At 62.7% G+C, this 18,028-nt stretch carries 14 protein-coding genes; 5 read left to right on the top strand and 9 right to left on the bottom strand.

The window, feature by feature from the left end; all coding sequences use genetic code 11:
• Positions 1-258 precede the first annotated feature (258 nt).
• The 7 genes from folE to ppa form a co-directional block, all read right to left on the bottom strand.
• Positions 259-843: a GTP cyclohydrolase I FolE gene (gene folE, locus AB8C10_RS00705; protein WP_368866509.1), complete on the bottom strand. Its 585-nt coding sequence runs from the start codon at positions 841-843 to the stop codon at positions 259-261.
• Positions 830-3,070 (bottom strand): ATP-dependent zinc metalloprotease FtsH, encoded by a 2,241-nt coding sequence (gene ftsH, locus AB8C10_RS00710; protein WP_368866510.1) that lies wholly within the window; start codon positions 3,068-3,070, stop codon positions 830-832. The genes folE and ftsH overlap by 14 nt, the downstream gene beginning before the upstream one ends.
• Positions 3,071-3,366: 296 nt before the next feature.
• Entirely contained in the window at positions 3,367-3,918 is a 552-nt protein-coding gene (gene hpt, locus AB8C10_RS00715) for a hypoxanthine phosphoribosyltransferase (RefSeq protein ID WP_005504342.1), read from the bottom strand.
• A gap of 196 nt (positions 3,919-4,114) precedes the next feature.
• A complete protein-coding gene (gene tilS / locus AB8C10_RS00720; protein WP_368866511.1) occupies positions 4,115-5,248 on the bottom strand; it encodes a tRNA lysidine(34) synthetase TilS in 1,134 nt (377 codons plus the stop codon).
• Positions 5,249-5,280: 32 nt separating this feature from the next.
• Entirely contained in the window at positions 5,281-5,505 is a 225-nt protein-coding gene (locus AB8C10_RS00725) for a helix-turn-helix domain-containing protein (RefSeq protein WP_049326751.1), read from the bottom strand.
• Positions 5,506-5,765: 260 nt separating this feature from the next.
• A complete protein-coding gene (locus AB8C10_RS00730; RefSeq protein ID WP_368866512.1) occupies positions 5,766-6,596 on the bottom strand; it encodes a hypothetical protein in 831 nt (276 codons plus the stop codon).
• A gap of 246 nt (positions 6,597-6,842) precedes the next feature.
• Positions 6,843-7,328: an inorganic diphosphatase gene (gene ppa / locus AB8C10_RS00735; RefSeq protein WP_005504328.1), complete on the bottom strand. Its 486-nt coding sequence runs from the start codon at positions 7,326-7,328 to the stop codon at positions 6,843-6,845.
• Positions 7,329-7,659: 331 nt separating this feature from the next.
• On the opposite strand from ppa, the gene dacB reads away from it, so the two are divergent.
• The 5 genes from dacB (at position 7,660) to AB8C10_RS00760 (ending at position 16,100) form a co-directional block, all read left to right on the top strand.
• Positions 7,660-9,300 carry a D-alanyl-D-alanine carboxypeptidase/D-alanyl-D-alanine endopeptidase gene (gene dacB / locus AB8C10_RS00740; RefSeq protein WP_368866513.1) on the top strand — a complete coding sequence of 547 codons (1,641 nt, stop codon included), beginning with the start codon at positions 7,660-7,662 and terminating at the stop codon, positions 9,298-9,300.
• 209 nt (positions 9,301-9,509) lie between these two features.
• The gene (locus tag AB8C10_RS00745) at positions 9,510-12,581 is read left to right on the top strand and encodes a DEAD/DEAH box helicase (RefSeq protein ID WP_368866514.1); all 3,072 of its coding nucleotides are present in this window, start codon (positions 9,510-9,512) and stop codon (positions 12,579-12,581) included.
• Positions 12,582-13,048: 467 nt separating this feature from the next.
• Positions 13,049-14,290: an MFS transporter gene (locus AB8C10_RS00750; RefSeq protein ID WP_368866515.1), complete on the top strand. Its 1,242-nt coding sequence runs from the start codon at positions 13,049-13,051 to the stop codon at positions 14,288-14,290.
• A gap of 241 nt (positions 14,291-14,531) precedes the next feature.
• The gene (locus tag AB8C10_RS00755; protein WP_005507641.1) at positions 14,532-15,152 is read left to right on the top strand and encodes a hypothetical protein; all 621 of its coding nucleotides are present in this window, start codon (positions 14,532-14,534) and stop codon (positions 15,150-15,152) included.
• A 216-nt stretch (positions 15,153-15,368) separates the two neighbouring features.
• Positions 15,369-16,100, top strand: coding sequence for a metal-dependent transcriptional regulator (locus AB8C10_RS00760; RefSeq protein ID WP_368866516.1), 732 nt, complete (start codon positions 15,369-15,371; stop codon positions 16,098-16,100).
• Positions 16,101-16,235: 135 nt separating this feature from the next.
• On the opposite strand, the gene AB8C10_RS00765 is transcribed toward AB8C10_RS00760, so the two are convergent.
• A complete protein-coding gene (locus tag AB8C10_RS00765) occupies positions 16,236-17,120 on the bottom strand; it encodes a metal ABC transporter permease (protein WP_368866517.1) in 885 nt (294 codons plus the stop codon).
• Entirely contained in the window at positions 17,121-17,927 is an 807-nt protein-coding gene (locus tag AB8C10_RS00770; RefSeq protein ID WP_368866518.1) for a metal ABC transporter ATP-binding protein, read from the bottom strand.
• Positions 17,928-18,028: the final 101 nt, after the last annotated feature.

Genomic DNA, 18,028 nt, shown 5'->3' on the forward strand with positions numbered 1-18,028 from the left:
GGTTGTTTCGTTTCAGATGAGGCGAGGAACAGCCATGCTTGCGCTAACAACGGTACGTAAAGAACGCGATATGTAGCGTTGTTAAAAAGAAGACCGGTCCTGTACTCCCGAAGGAGTGGTGCCGGTACTAGTGGTACTACTCTACAGCTGATGATGCTCTTCACGCAAGGGCTCTCGTCATACAGCCCAACAGATGCGACCGCACAGCGCAGGGGGCAGGATTCCTTAGAATCCTGCCCCTGTCATATAGCTATGTGCTTAGCGCTGCGAGAAGATCAGGCTCATCGCCTCCGCACGGGTTGCGCTGTTCATCAGCGCACCGCGTACCGCGCTGGTCACGGTCTTCGCGCCCGGCTTACGCACACCGCGCATCGACATGCACATGTGCTCAGCCTCAATCACCACAATCGCGCCGCGCGGGTTCAGGTGCTCCTCCAGAGCCTCCACCACCTGAGTGGTCAGACGCTCCTGCACCTGCGGGCGGCGAGCGTACATATCCACCACGCGGGCGAGCTTGCTCAGGCCGGTCACCTTACCGTCCGGGCCCGGGATGTAACCCACATGCGCCACGCCGTGGAACGGCACCAGGTGGTGCTCACAGGTCGAGTAGAACGGGATGTCCTTCACGAGCACCATCTCAGAGTGCGCAATGTCGAAGGTCGTACCCAGAATCTCGCCGGCGTCCTGGTGCAGGCCCGAGAAGAACTCCGCGTAAGCACGCGCCACGCGAGCCGGGGTCTGCTGCAGGCCGTCACGGTCCGGGTCCTCACCGATCGCGAGCAGAATCTCACGGACGGCAGCCTCAATACGCGGCTGGTCGACGGCGTTCTTAGCCTCGCTCATTCTCTGCTCCATTCTGGTTCGGGGTGCCGTTCTCCGGGCGCTGCGCCGGAGGGGCGGGGTAGTTCGGGTACTGCTGGGTGGGCATTGCGACGGTCGGGTCGGCGTCCGGGTCGCTGAGGGGCGCCTGAGGCGGCAACGGCTGCGTAGGTGCTACCGGTGCCTGCTGGGTCGGAACCTGCTGCGCGGGTGCAGCCGGTGCTACAGGAGCAGTCGGCGCTACGGGGACAGTCGGTGCCTCGGCAGGTGCTTCCTCAGCCTTCTGCGCCTCCTGAGCCAGCTCGCTCGGTGCCTTCACCGGCGGAATGTCGGTGCGTTCACGGGTCGGCTTGGAGTACCAGTACTCACGCTCGGGGCGCTTGCGCACGTCCTTGAAGATTTCGGCAATCTCGTTCTCGAGCAGGGTTTCCTTCTCGAGCAGGGCGAACGCCAGGCGGTCGAGTACGTCGCGGTTTTCCACCAGGATCTCGAATGCCTCGTCGTGTGCCTGCTCCAGCAGGGTGCGAATCTCAGCGTCAACCTTTGCCGCGGTCTCGTCCGAGTAGTTGCGTGCCGAAGCGCCGCCACCACCGAGGAACGGTTCGGTGTCTTCGCCGCCGAGCTTCACGGAACCAATCACGGAGCTCATACCGTAGTCGGTGACCATCTTACGGGCGGTGTCGGTCGCCTTCTGAATGTCGTTAGACGCACCGGTCGACGGGTCGTGGAAGACAATCTCCTCAGCCGCACGGCCACCCATCGCGTACGCCATCTGGTCGAGCAGTTCGTGGCGGGTCGTGGAGTATTTGTCGTCCTGCGGCATAACCATGGTGTAACCCAGGGCGCGGCCACGCGGAAGAATCGTGATCTTGGTGACGGGTGCGGAGTTACGCAGTGCAGCCGCGACCAGGGCGTGACCGCCCTCGTGGTATGCGGTGACCTTACGCTCGTGCTCGTTCATGATGCGCGAAGAACGCTGCGGACCAGCCATGACGCGGTCGATTGCCTCGTCGATAGCGCGGTCGTCAATCACGTTGCCGTTATCGCGGGCGGTCAGCAGAGCCGCCTCGTTCATGACGTTCGCCAGGTCAGCACCGGTGAAGCCGGGGGTGCGCTTAGCAACCTGAGCCAGGTCAACGGTGTTAGCGATTGGCTTGCCTGCGGCGTGAACGCGCAGGATGTGTTCGCGGCCCTGCATGTCGGGGGCGTCCACACCAATCTGGCGGTCAAAACGGCCGGGACGCAGCAGTGCCGGGTCCAGAACATCGGGTCGGTTCGTTGCCGCAATGACGATGACGTTCGAGTTGCCGTCAAAGCCGTCCATCTCAACCAACAGCTGGTTCAGGGTCTGCTCACGCTCATCGTTGCCGCCGCCCATGCCGACGCCGCGGCGGCGGCCAACAGCGTCAATCTCGTCAACAAAGACGATGGCGGCGGGGTCGCTCTTCGCTTCCTTGAACAGGTCGCGCACGCGGGACGCACCCACACCCACGAACATTTCAACGAAGTCAGAGCCAGAAATCGAGTAGAACGGCACGCCAGCCTCGCCCGCCACAGCCTTGGCGAGCAGGGTCTTACCGGTGCCGGGAGGGCCGTACAGCAGAACGCCCTTGGGGATCTTTGCACCCAGGCGGGTGAACTTTTCGGGTTCAGCCAGGAACTCGCGGACTTCTTCCAGTTCGGCGAGCGCCTCGTCCACGCCGGCGACGTCGCTGAAGCGGACTTCCGGCTTGTCCTTGGTGAACTTCTTCGCGCGGGACTTGGAGAAGCTCATGACGGAGGAGCCGCCTCCGACTCGTCCCATCAGGAACCAGAAGAGCGCACCAAAGAGCAGAATCGGCAGAAGCAGGGACATCAGGGAGCCCAGGAAGCTGTGCTCAACCGGCTGGTCCGTGTAGCTTTCCAGTTCGGCGGATTCCATTGCCTTAGCAACTTCTTCGCCGCGGGGCTGCACGTAGTAGAAGCGCACCGACTTACCGTAGTTGTCGTTGCCCTTCTTGTAGTCGTCCTTAAGCTGCAGCTCGACGCGCTGGTCGCCGTCGTAGATCTTTGCGCTCTTGACCTGGTGGTCGTTGAGCAGCTGAAGACCCACGTTGGTGTCCACCTGACGCGAGGGCTGAGTGAAGAGGGAGGTCATGAGGAAAGCCAACATGATGATGACGGCTGCGCCCGGCCAGAACCAGGGGCCGTTAATCAGCTTCTTCAGGAAGCCCTCCGAGCCTTTCTGCGGAGTATTGGGGTTTTGCGCCAATGCTTTGTCCTTACGTTGCGGCTGTAACCCGTCGGGGGTTGCGGCATGCCAGCCGGAACACCCAACGATGCAACCTTAAATGTACCCTACCCCGGCGGGCGGCTAGGTACCGGGCTTCTCTATTTCACCTGCGGGCTAAAGGGTTGTAGCACTCGGCGGGGGTGAAAGTGCATCTTCCGCGGCGGGTACATCCGCCTCCACGTACATCCACCGGCGGGTACAGCAACGCCCCGCTCCCCCACAAGCGTGAGGAGGCGGGGCGTCACCACCTACAGCATGGTTGCTGAGGTGAAGGCTTAGGAGTAAACGTGCGGGTGCAGGGTTGCGACGCAGTCCAGGTTGCGGTACTTCTCAGCGAAGTCCAGGCCGTAACCAACAACGAACTCGGGCTCGATGTCCCAACCGACGTACTTGACCTCAACGTCAGCCTTGACGACCTTGGGCTTGCGCAGCAGAGTGCAAATCTCAACGGAAGCTGCACCGCGAGAAATCAGGTTCTGCTGCAGCCACGCCAGGGTCAGACCGGAGTCAATGATGTCTTCAACGATCAGGACGTTGCGGCCCACCAAGTCGGTGTCCAGGTCCTTGAGGATACGCACAACGCCGGAGGACTTGGTGCCGGAACCGTAAGAAGAAACAGCCATCCAGTCCATGGTGTAGTGGCCCTTGAGAGCGCGGGAAAGGTCAGCCATGATCATGATGGCGCCCTTGAGAACACCCACCAACAGCACGTCCTTACCGGCGTAGTCTTCGTCGATGCGCGCCGCCAGTTCGGCGACCTTCGCATTAATCTCTTCCTTGCTGAAGAGAACGTTCTTGATATCGTCCTGCACGTCGATAGCCTGCACGATGTATTCCTTCGTATTCTTTTAGACGCTCTGCGCCTCCGCCGGGGCCCCGGGGGCGGGGTTTCATGCCTTCCCACAGCGGATAATGTGGATGGTGTTCGCCTTAAGTATGGCTTAAAACGGCGCCGCGGCGCACCTCACCACGCAGATAGTGTGTGCTGAGGATGCTTCCACGGGCACCTAGCTGGGCACCTAGTTAAGGTCGAGTTGGCACTAATACAAGCACGTCCAGGCGTTCACCGGTTGCCGGGTGCACAATTTTGCGGCGGCGGTACGCGCTCACGTGACCGGGCATCTGAACGGGCCCGGCTACCGCGTATTCGGCGGCGAACGAGTCCAGCGCCTGCAGGCGTTCGAAGCCGGGGTTCTCTCCCCCGGCAGCCTTGCAGGCGGCCGCAAGCACACGTAGGCGAAGCGCCGGATGCAGCTCGGCGGTGCGCACGCGGTCAAGCAGCACGGCGTCTTCACGTTCAATACCGCGCACTGCGATTCCGGCGGGCAGCAGCAGCCGTTCGAAGGCTTCGCGAGCCTGCTCGTCGAGGTATTCGGCGTCCGGGCCAGCTACGGAGGCGGTGCGCGCCAGGGAGCGGGCAACGTCCCCGCCGAGGTGCTCCTCCAGGTAGGGCAGCACGCTGTGGCGGATGCGGGCACGCATGAGGGACTGGTCGGCGTTGGTCGGGTCAATCCAGGGGGTGAGGGTTTCGGCGTCGCAGATGTCGAGCATGTCGGCGCGGCGCAGGCCGAGGAAGGGGCGCAGGTAGGTGACGCCCTCTTCGACGCGCACGGGCGGCATGCCCGCCAGGGAGCGCGTACCGGAGCCGCGGCTTAGGCCGAGTAGGACGGTTTCTGCTTGGTCGTCGAGGGTGTGGCCGAGCAGTACGGCGCGGGCGCCGGTCGCTTCGACGGCTTTCGTGAAGGCGGTGTAGCGGGCGGTACGTGCCGCCATTTCGGGGCCCATGTTGCCGACGGGAACCTGCACTTTTTCGGTGATGACGGGGTGAATCCCCAGGTCGGTGAGGGTCTGTGCGGTGCGCTCAGCAACCTCGGCGGAGTCTTCTTGCAGGTCGTGGTCGACGATGATGGCACCTACGCGCACGTCGCCGCGGCGGGCGAAGTGCGCGGCAATTGCCGCCAGGGCGAGGGAGTCGGGGCCGCCGCTACAGGCGACCAGGAGCAGGGGCAGGTCGGCGGCGTCCGGGGTGGAGGCGGTGCGGGAGCGTCCGGTGGCTTTGATGCTTCCGGCGCCGAGGAGCTTTTCGAGGGCGGCGGCAAGGTGGCGGCGGGCAGTGCCGACGGCGGGGTGCAGGCGTCCTGCGCGTCCATTCTGCATGGTGGTTCCTTTATATAGGCGTGCGGGAGGGGTTAGGTGAGGGGGTTGGTGATGGCCAGCTCGATGCCGAGCTCTTGGGCGACCTTGAGGACCGCACCAATTGACGGCCCGGGTAGCCCACGCTCAATATCGCGGATTGTTTTATCGCTGAGCCCGACCATCCACGCCAACTCCATTTGGGTGATTTTTTCGTACTTGCGGACGGCGCGAACCTGGGCGCCAAATTCCTGTGCGAACCCCATTGCGTCGAATGCCATAGGGGTTTCCTCCTCACCGCTGCAGAACCTCATGTTATACGAACTATTCTTCGTAATATGCCCATAATAGCACTCCCAGGGGTGCTCTGAGGCTATTTTCCGAAGAATAGTTCGGTTACACATGTCCTTCCACGGAACCCCCGAACACAATCAAGGAGCACAGCAAAAGGGGGCGTGCCCACCGCCTCCAGCACGCACGAAAACTCGCACGAACCAGATGCAGGGAACACGTCCCCAGCAAGCCCTCCGCTCACCTGCCGCTAGGACAGCGACTGCAGACGAGCCACAATGGGCGCCAACTCCTCGTGACTATCCAGAATCATAAGAGGAATAAAAATAGTGCGGTGCGAAGCGAAGTAGAAATCCGGCACCCTGTAGGCGTCCCATGTCACGTAATCGGCGCTGGGGTAGTTGAAGTTCATAGGCAGGTCATAATCCTCCCGCTTCGCCATTGCATGCTGGTACGCCCAGCTCATTGCTCGGTGCAACTCACTACCCCGCTTAATGGGGGCAAAACGCTTCTTATATCGTGCAGCATTCGCCTTACCCAGGGGCTCCAGAGTTACCTTGGGGCTACCCGCAGCACGATAAAGGAAGGTGAAGTAGGCGCCGCGGCTCGCCGGAGTGTCGTAGTGGAAGGAACCATCAGACCAACCGGTAGTCAAGCCCACTCGGGTCGCCCAAATAGCAACCTTATAGCGTGCATCGCCCGGAGTTAGGTCGGTGTACGGGGACTTCTCCGGCAGGTTCTTCACCTCGGGTGAGCCAGCCAGCTGATACAGGTACTCCAGTAAGCGGCCGCGCGAAATGGTCATAACCTCATTCGGCAGGGACCACTCATCGATGTTGCCCAGCTCAGCAACCTGCTCCTTCGTAATCAGGCCGGCGCACTCCGCCCACTGCCAACTGTTCATAGCGTTCCTGCCGTATTCGCCGTACATTTCGAAACAGTTGACATTAGCCTTGGGTTCTTCAGTAGGCTGTGCAGGTTTCGGATCAATATGCGCAGCCTGGGCCACGCCCTGACCCATGAAGCCCATAGCCAGTGCCAACAGTGCCGCCGCGCCGCGGGTTGAAAGGGGTTTCTTCATTTTCTATCCTCGGTGAAAGGTGTGAGAACGGAAGAAGAGTGAATTTCTTTGAACGTACTCGGAATCTGCACCCTGCGCAATCAACTACGCCGGCGTGCAGGCAGATGCGGCGAAAGACACAACAAAGGCGAAAGATGCAGCAAAAGGGGGCGTGCCCACCGCCTCCAGCACGCACGAAAAATCGCACGAACCAGATGCAGGGAACACGCCCCCTACAAAACCGGGTGCACCTAACGGTGCGGCAGCTTAGTGACCCTCAGCTGCGAAACGGTCGATAGCCTCCTGGACCATCTTCTCAGCAGCAGCCAGGTCTTCCCAGCCCTCGCCCTTAACCCACTTGCCGGGCTCCAGGTCCTTGTAACGCTCGAAGAAGTGCTGAATCTCAGCCTTCAGCTGCTCGGGAACATCAGCCAGGGACTTGATGTGGTCGTAGCGCTTGTCGGTGGGAACGCACAGAACCTTAGCGTCGCCGCCAGCCTCGTCGGTCATGTTGAACACTGCGACCGGGCGGGACTCAACCAGCACGCCGGGAACAACGTCAACATCCAGGATCAGCATTGCGTCCAGCGGGTCGCCGTCCTCACCGAGGGTGTTCTCGAAGTAACCGTAAGCGGTGGGGTACTGCATGGAGGTGAACAGCACACGGTCCAGGCGCAGGCGGCCGGTCTCGTGGTCCACTTCGTACTTCACGCGGGAGCCGCGGGGAATTTCAATAGTGACGTCGAGTTCCATCGGAACCTTCTTTCTCGTGAGTTAGAGTCACTTTCGCGGCGACTTCGGCGCGCAAGGTGCGAAAGTTAGGTGTTGAACTCACCCATTGTAACCCGTTCACGCACACCGAAACCGCGTATTCGGCGCCAAAACCAGCGTAATTTACCACGCTCACACCACAGTTAACATTCCGCCTAGTCCCGCGCCCGCCAGCACACCCTGTCAGCACACCCCGCCGCCGTACTGGGCAGCCTAGATAGGGTTTGTGAGGGACAGCAGAAGCGCGGCATGAGCATCCCAGCACCGGCGCGTAAATTCGATAGGCACCCCATCCGCCCGCTATGCTCAAAAGATGCCTTCCAACAAGCACAACACCCAGACCACCACCCTCACCCGCCGCGCCGCCCTCACCCTCGGCGGCATGTTCCTCCTCACCGCCTGCGGATCCGCCGCAACCGAACAGAAACGCCCCGCAGGTTCCGCAAGCCCCACCGGCAGCGCAACCGGCAGCCCCACCGGCACCGCCGAGGCGACCGCCTCCGCAACCCCGAGCGCCACCCCGACCCTCGCACCCGCACTGCCCGAAGCAGAGCAGGAACAGCTACGTGCCGCTCTTACCGCGCTCTTCGCGGACGGCACCTACCCGCAGTACAGCCTGCTCGTCACCGGCATGGACGGCAACCTGCCCAGCATTAAGGCAACCACCGCACCCGCCGACCTGTACGCCGCCAACGCCGACACCGCACGCGTGCCCGCCTCCACTTTTAAGGTGCTGACCCTGTTCGCACTCAACCGCTACGCGAACCTGCAGGCGCGCCTGCGCACCCGCGTCACCCGCGACGCCGCCGGACTATACCTCATGGCAGGCGGCGACACCCTGCTCGGTGCGGGCGCCTCCAACCCGAAGCAGATCGTCGGACGCGCAGGCCTGACCACCCTCGCCGAGCTGACCGTGAAGGCGCTGAACGAGGGCGAGAAGCCGACCGCGGCGCTGCCCGTCTACCTTGACGGCACCTTCTTCACCGGCCCCGGCGTGAACCCCGGCTGGGATGACGCGGACGTGGCGTCCGGCCAGATCACGCCCATTCACCCCATTGCGCTCGAATCGCACACGGTGCCGGGCAAGTCCACCGCTAGCAACCCGGTACGCCCGGACGATGCGGCGGTTGCCGCCCAGCAGGCGTTCGTGGATGCACTCAACACCGTCGGCAAGGAATCCGGCATGAGCTTCACCCTCGCGGAGCGCCGCACCGCCTCCGCGGAAGCAGTTGAAATCGCCGCGGTCGAATCGGCAACCCTGCTGGAGCAGGCACAGCACATGATGCTCGAATCCGACAACGCTCTCGCCGAGGTGCTCGGTCGTTGCGCCGCCATTGCCGCAGGTAAGGAAGGCAGCGGCGAGGCGGCACAGCAGACCGTGCGCCAGGCACTCGTGGATGCCGGCGTGAACATTGAAAACCTGGTGCAGGCAGACGTGTGCGGCATGTCGTTGACGGACCGCGTGACCGCCCGAACCCTCGTGCAGGTTGTGGCTCTGCTGAATGCTGATGAGCATGCGGAGCAGCTGATGAGCACGTTCCCGGTCGCGGGCGTGAGCGGCACTCTGTCCGGTCGTTTTGGTGCGGCGAACGCCGTGCACGCGCGCACTTTTGTGCAGGCGAAGACCGGCACCCTGTACACGGTGTCTTCGCTGTGCGGTGTGGCGACCCGGCCCAACGGCACCCGCCTGATTTTCGCGATTATTCTGAACGACCTGGGCGGCTCGGATGCACTACCCGCCGCGAAGGAACGCGTGGACGCCGCGGCGGCGGCGATTGCGAACCGTTCGACCGCGCCGAGTGCTTCTGTTGCTCCCTCTGCGGTAGCGGCGAGTGCTTCGGCACCCGCTTCGGAAGGGGCAAGCGCCCCGGCTTCTGGGGCGGCTTTGGCACCCGCTTCTGAGGCTCCCGCGGCGGCAGTTTCTACCGCGGCTGTGGCGGGTTCAGCCTCCTAGTGTGTGTGCCCGGATAGCCCCGAAAGCCCTCTAAATCATCCCGCGCAGGTTGATTTTCTGTAATGTTTCACGTGAAACCTGAAAATCAACCTCTCGGGGCGAGAGGTGGCGCGGGGCACCGATAGACTCCTCAATCGGGGCTCTCACCCGCTCACCCGACAGGGTTTTACGCCCGCCTTGTTTCCCTCTCCTCCAGCAGAAAAGTCACCATGGACCTTACCTTCACCCTCACTGATCTGACCGCCACCTCCGCCTGCGAGCTGCGGCTCTACACCGAGCTTCGGGAGCGTGCGCAGAAGCAGTCTGCACGCCCAGCCCCCGAGAAGTCCGAGCACGCCCGCGAAGCGTACCGCGAGTGCCTGCGAGCACTGACCGCCGGTGGAATGGTCGGCAGTGCAGTAGTCGGCAGTGGAGTAGTCAGCGGTGAGCATGCGGGCGGCACAGCACACCCGGTGCCGCTGGTGGCGACCTCCGCGGCGGGGCTGACCTACACGGTGGAGCTCGACCGCCTCGACTGCCCGGCTGCGGACAGCACCGCCGAGAGCAATACCGCCCGAATCGTCTGCACCCCGCACCTGGGTGAAGCGGCGCATCGAGCGCTATTGCGCGGTGCCCTGGCGGCGCACCTGCTGAACGCCGGTGCTGACAAGAATGCAGTCCGTATCAACCTCCATCTGGAGCACGGCGCGGAGGAGTACAGCACTGAGGAATACGGCGCAGAGTCCGAATCGGAGCCCACCGAGCATCACTCCCCCGTTCCTCAACCTCACCGGGTTGATTCGGCACGTGTTCTGCCACTAATTCGCATGCAGGAGCAGCGGCTCCTCATGCTCGTCCGGGCACTGAACGAGGGCGTGGAACCGGCGGAACTTGCCGAGCGCATCCCGCATTTTCTGACCTGCAACGAGTGCCCGGCGTGCCTGAACGCAGCGGCTTCCCTTGCCCATGCGTCCGAAGCCCCGGAACTCGTCACCGAAGAGGCCGCTGACGACGCTGCCGAAGACCCCAAAACCGAAGAGCACCCGATCATGTACCGTGTGCCCGCCGCGGTGGAGAACGACAGCGAACAGTACCGCCTGCAGTGCCTGCTGGACGCCCAGCTCGCCTCCCTGGAGGAGCACGCGGCGGAGCGCGGCTGGGGTGCCGGTGAACTGGAGGCGGCGATGCTGCTGTCCATGACGAACTACCACCGCCGCGAGCGTGCCCCGTTCTGGCGTGAGCATATTCGCCGTCTGGAGGACGGCCCGACGGCGTGGGTGGCGAACCGCGATTATGCGTACCTTGATCGGGTGCAGGTGCTCTCGGTGGAGCATGCGCATGCTCTTCTAAACACCCCCGCAGACCTGGAGGCGTTTGCCGCCGCCATGAAGGAACCCGCCGAAGTGGAGGAGGCCCCCGGCTGGTACCGCGTGCGCGGGGCGCAGGTGCGTCTGTTGCGTGCGCGAATTGAGGCTGATCCGAGCCTGGTGATTGCGCCGTCGGATCATGCGGTTTTTTGTGCGTATGAGGCGGGGTTGAGCCCGCAGATTGCGTTGGACCGCATGGAGTCGCAGCTGAATTATTTCCGTGCGTCGAACCCGGGTGAGCGTGTGCCTGCCGAGTTGGCGGCGACGGGTTTCTTTGGCATGCGTGTGCTGGCGGTGGCGCATGGCGGTTTCGGTGCCAAGCATGAGGATTCTGCAGGTTCCGAAGAGCCGGCTGAGTCGACCGGCGAGTTCCTGGAGGTGCTTCTGCAGGAGCGCATCCGCGTGAAGGATGAGCCGCACCGTGCCCTGCCTTCGGGTATTGGTCCGGGCGATCCGGTGTCGACGGCGACGATTGAGGCGGCTCTGCAGTCTGATGTGCACGGTCTGCTTTTCAACGGCGCCCTCATGCCTGACCTCCCCGTATCCGATGAGTCCTCCGATATTCCCTCCTCGCCCCGCACCCTGCCGAGCGTACTCGATGCGGCGGCTTCGCTGACGGGTGTGGAGAGCGCATCCGCGGACCTGTTGTTCCGCCGCGCGCCGCGCCTCACGAAGAGCGCCGCAAACGCCAAGAATGCAGAAAATCTACCCCGTGAGGTTGATTTTCCCGGCTCTGACCTGCCCACCGTGGATGCCGTGCACACGGCGGTTCGTGCCCTCGACCACTCCTATGTAGCGGTTCAGGGACCTCCCGGTGCGGGTAAGACCTTCCTCGCTTCGCACGTGATTGCGCGCCTGGTGGCTGAGGGCGCGAAGGTAGGCGTGGTCGCTCAGTCGCATGCGGTGATTGAAAATCTCATGCTGGCGTGCTGCGCCCGTGATGGTTTTGATGTTTCGCGTGCGGTGCGTCTGCGCGGCAAGTCGGTGACCCCGGACGCCCCGTGGTCTGAGGTGTCTGACTCCGAGCTGGTGGAGCTGATTTCCGGTGAGGGTGGCCTGCTGTTTGGCGGCACGGTGTGGGATTACGTGAGTGAGCGCCGCGTGCCTGCCGGGTCGCTGGATGTGCTGGTGGTTGACGAGGCGGGCCAGTTCTCGTTGACGAATACGGTGGCGGCGGCTCGTGCGGCGCGTTCGGTGCTGTTGCTGGGTGATCCGCAGCAGTTGCCGCAGGTGTCGACGGGTGTGCATCCGTACCCGGTGGATGTTTCGGCGCTGGGTTGGTTGTCTGATGGTGCGGCGGCGCTGGATCCTCGTTTTGGCTATTTCTTGGGTGAGTCGTGGCGCATGGATTCGGCGTTGTGCGAGCGGGTTTCGTGGCTGTCTTATGATGGCGCGTTGGCGAGCGCTGCGGCAATGGCTGGTCGTTCTCTGCAGGGTGTTGAGCCGGGTGTGGTGTCGTATCCGGTGGAGCATGCGGGCTGTTCGGTGCGGTCTGGGCAGGAGGCGCAGGCGGTGGTGGATTGCGTGCGCGAGTTACTGGGCCGCGAGTGGGTTCCGGCACCCGGTGCTGAGCCGCGCCCGCTAGCGGCTGAGGATTGCATTGTGGTGGCGGCGTATAACGCGCAGGTTGATTGTGTGCGTGAGGCGCTGATTGCCGCTGGTTTGGCGGATTCTTCGGGTACTGGCGTGCGCGTGGGTACGGTGGATAAGTTCCAGGGTCAGGAGGCCGCGGTGGTTCTGGTGTCGTTGGCATCGTCGCGGGTTGATTCTGGGCGCGGTGCGGGGTTTGTGCTGTCGCCGAATCGCCTGAATGTGGCGGTGTCGCGCGGGCAGTGGCGGGCAGTGCTGGTGCATTCGCCGCTGGTGGCGCGGGCAGTGCCGCAGGATGTTGAGGAGGTGCTGGCTCTATCGGGTTTCGCGGGCCTGGTGGAGTAGCGCCTAGTGCAGCCCTTATTTCTGCGCTCTTCTACACTCCCCCGCCCCCGCCCGCTGCGTTGCGGGTGTCTGGCGGAGCCCGGTAGCGGGCGTCTTTGGTGCGCCCTGATTCGGACTTAGCCCAAATTGGGTTTAGCCGGGTTCAGCCAAGGCTTAGTCGGGCGGAAGCACCAAGACTGAATTATAGTCACCCTAACCCTAATGTCAATACTCAAAATAAGGAAAGTTTTTCGACGTGCCCTCATGTATATGATTCACATCTCTCATAGAATCTAAAGTATCGCGCGACACACTATTTGTGGGGTGGCTCCCAATGAGCCGCCCCCGTGCATCCTCAACCACCCCATCGTTACCGACGGGCGCAGTAGCCCGTCGAGGTATTCACTCTCACGGATTACGCGCAACAAATTACGCACAGCGGATTGCACATCGCGCGACACTATAAACCCCATCGCGGAGGCCCCCCCATGAGTGTCAACACCGAGCTACTCAAGAATAGAGATTTTCGAAATACTCTTTTCGCCATTGGAGCCAACCAGCTCTCAGACTCGATGAGCTATATCACCACGCCCATCATTATTTTGGCGCTGACCGGCTCCCCCGAAGCCGCGAGCATTACCCTCTTCGTTGCGGGTGTTCTTGCCACCTGCGCCGGGGCGATATCCGGAACGTGGGTTGATAGAATCGGCCCCTCAAAGTGCCTGGCGCTGTCCTGTATTGGTCAGGCGCTGTCCTGGGTGGCGATTCTTCTCTACCTCGTTTTCAACGTCACCAATATTTACGTTTTGGTGATTACGATTTCTCTCGCCGCCATCATTTCCACCTTCGACTACCCGAGTGAACAGTCCATCATCACCCGCGTAGTACCCAAGGAACACCTGGGGTACGCCTCCGGTATGGGCGAGACGCGCGAGTCCACCGCTAACCTGCTGGGCGGCCCGGTCGCCGGCATCATTATCGGCTTCTCGACCGTGCTCATGACCGCCGTTCACGCGGTCGTTAACCTACTGGCGTTCATCGTCGCTCCCAAGAGCTACGGTGCTAGTCGGCAGCCCGCAGAAGAGGAGGAAGGCGAGAAAACCAGCTTCTGGCAGGACTCAAAAGCCGGTTTCGAGTACATCCTGAAGAACAAGGTGCTGGTGTCCATTGCGTTTGTTTCAACGCTTGCAAACTTTGGAACGGTCGGTATTCCGCTCACCTTCATCTACTACTACACTCTGGAGGGCGCACACCCGCTCTTCATCGGCATCTTCGCGAGCGCCTTCGGCGTGGGCGTGCTGCTCGGTTCGTTCCTGGTCGGCCCGCTGACCGAGAAGTTTGCGCTCGGCCCGCTCGGTATCACCTCCCTGGCCATCATGTCGGCCTGCTACCTGTTGTTGCCGGTGGTTCATTCGATGCTGTGGGCGGTCTGCCTGCTGATTGTGCTGGCGGGTATTGTGCTCCCCTCGTTCAATTCGAGCATCATTGCGTACATCAACGCCTCCACCCCGGAGCACATGATTGGTCGCGTGCATTCGGTGCAGGGCATCCCGAACATGGCACTGACCCCGCTGGCTGTTCTGCTGGCTGGTTTCCTCATTGTTGATTGGGGTATTACGTACACGGCGCTGTTCTACGCGGTGTTTATTCTTCTGTCGCTGGTGGTGATGGTGTTCCAGAAGCCGCTGCGTCAGTTGCCCCATATCTCGCAGGTACCGAACGCGCAGTAGTTCCGCGGTAGCGCCGTCTATCAACTCATCTCAACGCCCCCGAAAGCGAATAATTCAACGTGCACTTGCATGAAAATTATTTTCCTTTCGGGGGTGTTCTACGTCCTTTCAAGGATTTCTGCACACAGTGCACGCTCACGATAATTCCCCTTATCAATGCGCATTTTTAGGGGTTTAAATGTTGCCGGTATTACGGCGAACCTTACGCCGCTTGTTGAAGGTTTTACGGCATAATAGGAAGGTGTTCGTTCTAACCTTTATTCAACGTTCCGCACAGCACTCACTCACTGCACTGTCGGACGAACTCGCAAAGCTCAACCCGCGTGTTGCCTTCGCCCAGACATACCCTGATGAAATTCAGGGCGCCTTCGACCGCGCCAGCGACGCACTCCACGCGGCGCTCATTGCCGCGCGCGATAACGGCTTCTGGGTCGGCATCGGAATCGGCGAGCTCAACATCCCCCGATTCGCAGGCGCACTCGGCGCCGTCAGCACCACCGACTGCACCGGCGACGCCCTCGAATTCTCACGCCTCGCCGTCGAAGAAGCACAAGGAGGCGCACCCGTACGCTGCATCAGCGTCAGCGCCGACAACCGCCACCTCGCCGACCTCGCCGCAGGCTCCGCACGCCTGCTCTACCGCGTATGCGCCGACCGCACCGACGCCGAATGGCGCGTAGTAAACCTGCTCGTACCCGGCGTACGCGGCCAGCAGAAGGCCGCCGCAACCGCGCTCGGCATCACCACCCAGGCAGTCAGCCGCACCCTCGTCCGTTCCCTCTGGCATGAGGAGCAGGCAGCACGCGGTGCGCTCATTGAGCTGCTGACCCGTATTGACCGTTCGCGCCGCCGCGCCACCTAACGCCGCCGCGCATCCCTCATTCTTTCGCGCCTGCCAGCGCGGAACCGAACACCTGATCCCGCCCGTGACGGTTGCACCCCCTGCCAGGGGTGAACCACCGGGCGGGATGCTTTTTAAACCCGCACTGAATGTCCGGCGGCTTGTTCCTCCCGTAGCGCGCACTCCCGCAACCACTCCCCCGGCAGGCAAAACCAGAGAAAAGGTAAACTTATCTTTATGCCTCTTTCAGAACTTTCCGTCAGCACCCAGAACTACCTCAAGGAAATCTGGAGCCTCGAAGAATGGACCAAAACCCCTGCCACCGCATCCGCCCTGGCAGAGCGCATGGGCCTGCGCATTTCTTCGGTATCTGACGGCCTCAAGCGCCTCGCCGCCGCCGACCTGATCGAGCATCAGCCCTACGGCGCTATTGAGCTCACTGAAACCGGCCGCTCCTACGCGCTGGCGATGATTCGCCGCCACCGCCTCATTGAGACGTTCCTCGTGGAGACTCTCGGCTACACGTGGGACCGTGTGCACGACGAGGCGGAGGTTCTGGAGCATGCGGTATCCGACTTCATGGTGGACCGCATCGACACCCTGCTGGGGCACCCGACCCGCGACCCGCACGGCGACCCGATCCCGGATTCTTCGGGGCATATTAGTTTTCCGCAGACCGTGCCGCTGAGCCAGTGCGAACCCGGCGAAACGGTCGTGCTCGAACGCATTAACGATGACGACCCGCGCCTGCTGCGCTACCTGCAGGGCCACGGTTTTGTGCCCGGCGTGCGCCTGCACATTGAGGAGGGTGCGCCCTTCTCGGAGGCGGTGAACGTGAGCGTGGTCGGTGCCGGTTCCGGTAACCTGCACGATACGGACGCAGCCGGTGCGGTGAAGCCCGGCGGCACCATCATTCCGTTGGGTGCGGAGGCGACCGCCTCCCTGTTCGTGTCCCGCACGGTGCGCTAGATACAGGGCGCTAGCGGCGGGTTTCTAGCCCGGCAATCCGGGCGGGCACGCGCCCCCAAGAACTTCAGAAGACAGCAATAGGCGGAAAGCCCCACAGTGGGACTTTCCGCCTATTGCTGTATGTGGTGAGCTTTCTTAGGAAGCTGACGGCTCAGTTTTCGCTGCACCAGTGTTGAGCCGGCGGGCGCGCATCCTGCCCAGCAGACCGTAGCGCGGGGCAAACACGTACGCCAGGGCGAACAGTATGCCCTGCGTGACGACTACGGCACCACCGGGGGATACATCCGCGTGGTAGCTGGCGTACAGGCCGGTCAGCGTGCCCACCAGGGACACACCCACGCTCACCGCGAGCATGGGCACGAACCGGTCAGTGATCAGGCGCGCGGTGGAGCCGGGGATAACCAGCATCGCCACGACCAGTACCACACCCACAATCTGCAGCGCCACCACGGAGGTTAGCGCCAACATAATGAGCAGCAGTGCGCCGAGCAGACGCGGACGCAACCCCACCGCCTGCGCAAAGCCCGGGTCGAAGGCGTACAGCACGAAGTCGCGGCGCTTGACCAGCAGCACGGCGGCAACCACCACCGCGAGGACAGCGACCTGCCAGACATCCGACCAGGACACACCCAGCACGTTACCGAAGAGAATATGGTTCAGGTCGGTATTCGACGGCGTGACCGAAATCAGCACCAGACCGAACGCGAACATGGTCGTGAACACGATGCCGATCGCGGCGTCTTCGCGCACGCGTCCGCTACGCCGCACCCCGCCGATGAGCGCCACTGCCACGAGCGCGGCAATGACCGCACCCACCGCGAAGGGGGCACCGAAAATGTAGGCGAGCACCACGCCGGGCAGCACCGCGTGCGAGATTGCGTCACCCATGAGCGACCAGCCGAGCAGCACGAGCCAGCAGGAGAGCAGGGCGCAGACGGCGGCGGCAATGACGGTGACCACGAACGCGCGGAGCATGAAGGGCAGGGTCAGCGGCTCCACCAGAAAGTTGAGGATGTCCATTTAGTTCTTCCCTTCCGCAGAGCTGTTCGTAGTAGTGCCTGAGGCGGCAGTCGGCGTGCCGGCGTCCACCTCCATGCCGAAGGCACGCACCAGGTTCTCGGGGGCGAGTACCTTCTCGGGGGTGTCGTGCATCAGAATCTCGCCGCGCAGCAGTAGCGCCTCGTCGGCGAACTGGCGCAGGGTCGCCAAGTCGTGCGTGGAAACCAGCACGGTCGCGCCCTCGTCGCGCAGCTGTTTGATGACCTGCATGAGCATCGCCTCGCTGCGCTTGTCCACACCGGCGAAGGGCTCGTCCAGCAGTAGCAGCTGGGCGCCCTGTGCGATAGCGCGTGCCACGAAAGCGCGCTTACGCTGGCCACCCGAGAGCGCCCCAATCTGGCGGTCGGCAAGGTCGGTCAGTTCCACGCGGGCGAGCGCCTCATCCACGGCGGCACGGTCTGCGGCACGCAGGCGGCGGGTGATGCCGAGGTTGCGGTAGCGGCCCATGCTGACGACTTCGCGCACGGAGATGGGGAAGGTCCAGTCGATTTCTTCGCTCTGCGGCACGTAGCTAACGAGCCCGGCGCGGTGGTCGGCATTCTTGCCGCGACCGCCACGGTTACCGCCGACGGGCTGCCCGTCGAGGGTGATGCTGCCGGCGTGCATGGGCACGACCCCCATAATGGCTTTGAAGAGGGTGGATTTGCCGGAGCCGTTCATGCCGATCAGGCCGCAGATACGCCCGGCGCCCAGGGTGAAGGATGCGCCGGTGAGGGCGCGGACCGGCCCATAGTTCACGTGCACGTTATCGCAGGTGAGAAGTGACATTCGGTGGCTCTTTCGGGGTTTCTTCGGTGTGTTGATGAGTTGCTTGTGTAAGTGGGTGTTAACGGCGTGGGAGGAGCGGAGCCAAGAAGGCGACCGCCCCT

The organism is Rothia mucilaginosa, assembly GCF_964210535.1.
In the GTDB taxonomy this organism is placed as follows: domain Bacteria; phylum Actinomycetota; class Actinomycetes; order Actinomycetales; family Micrococcaceae; genus Rothia; species Rothia mucilaginosa_F.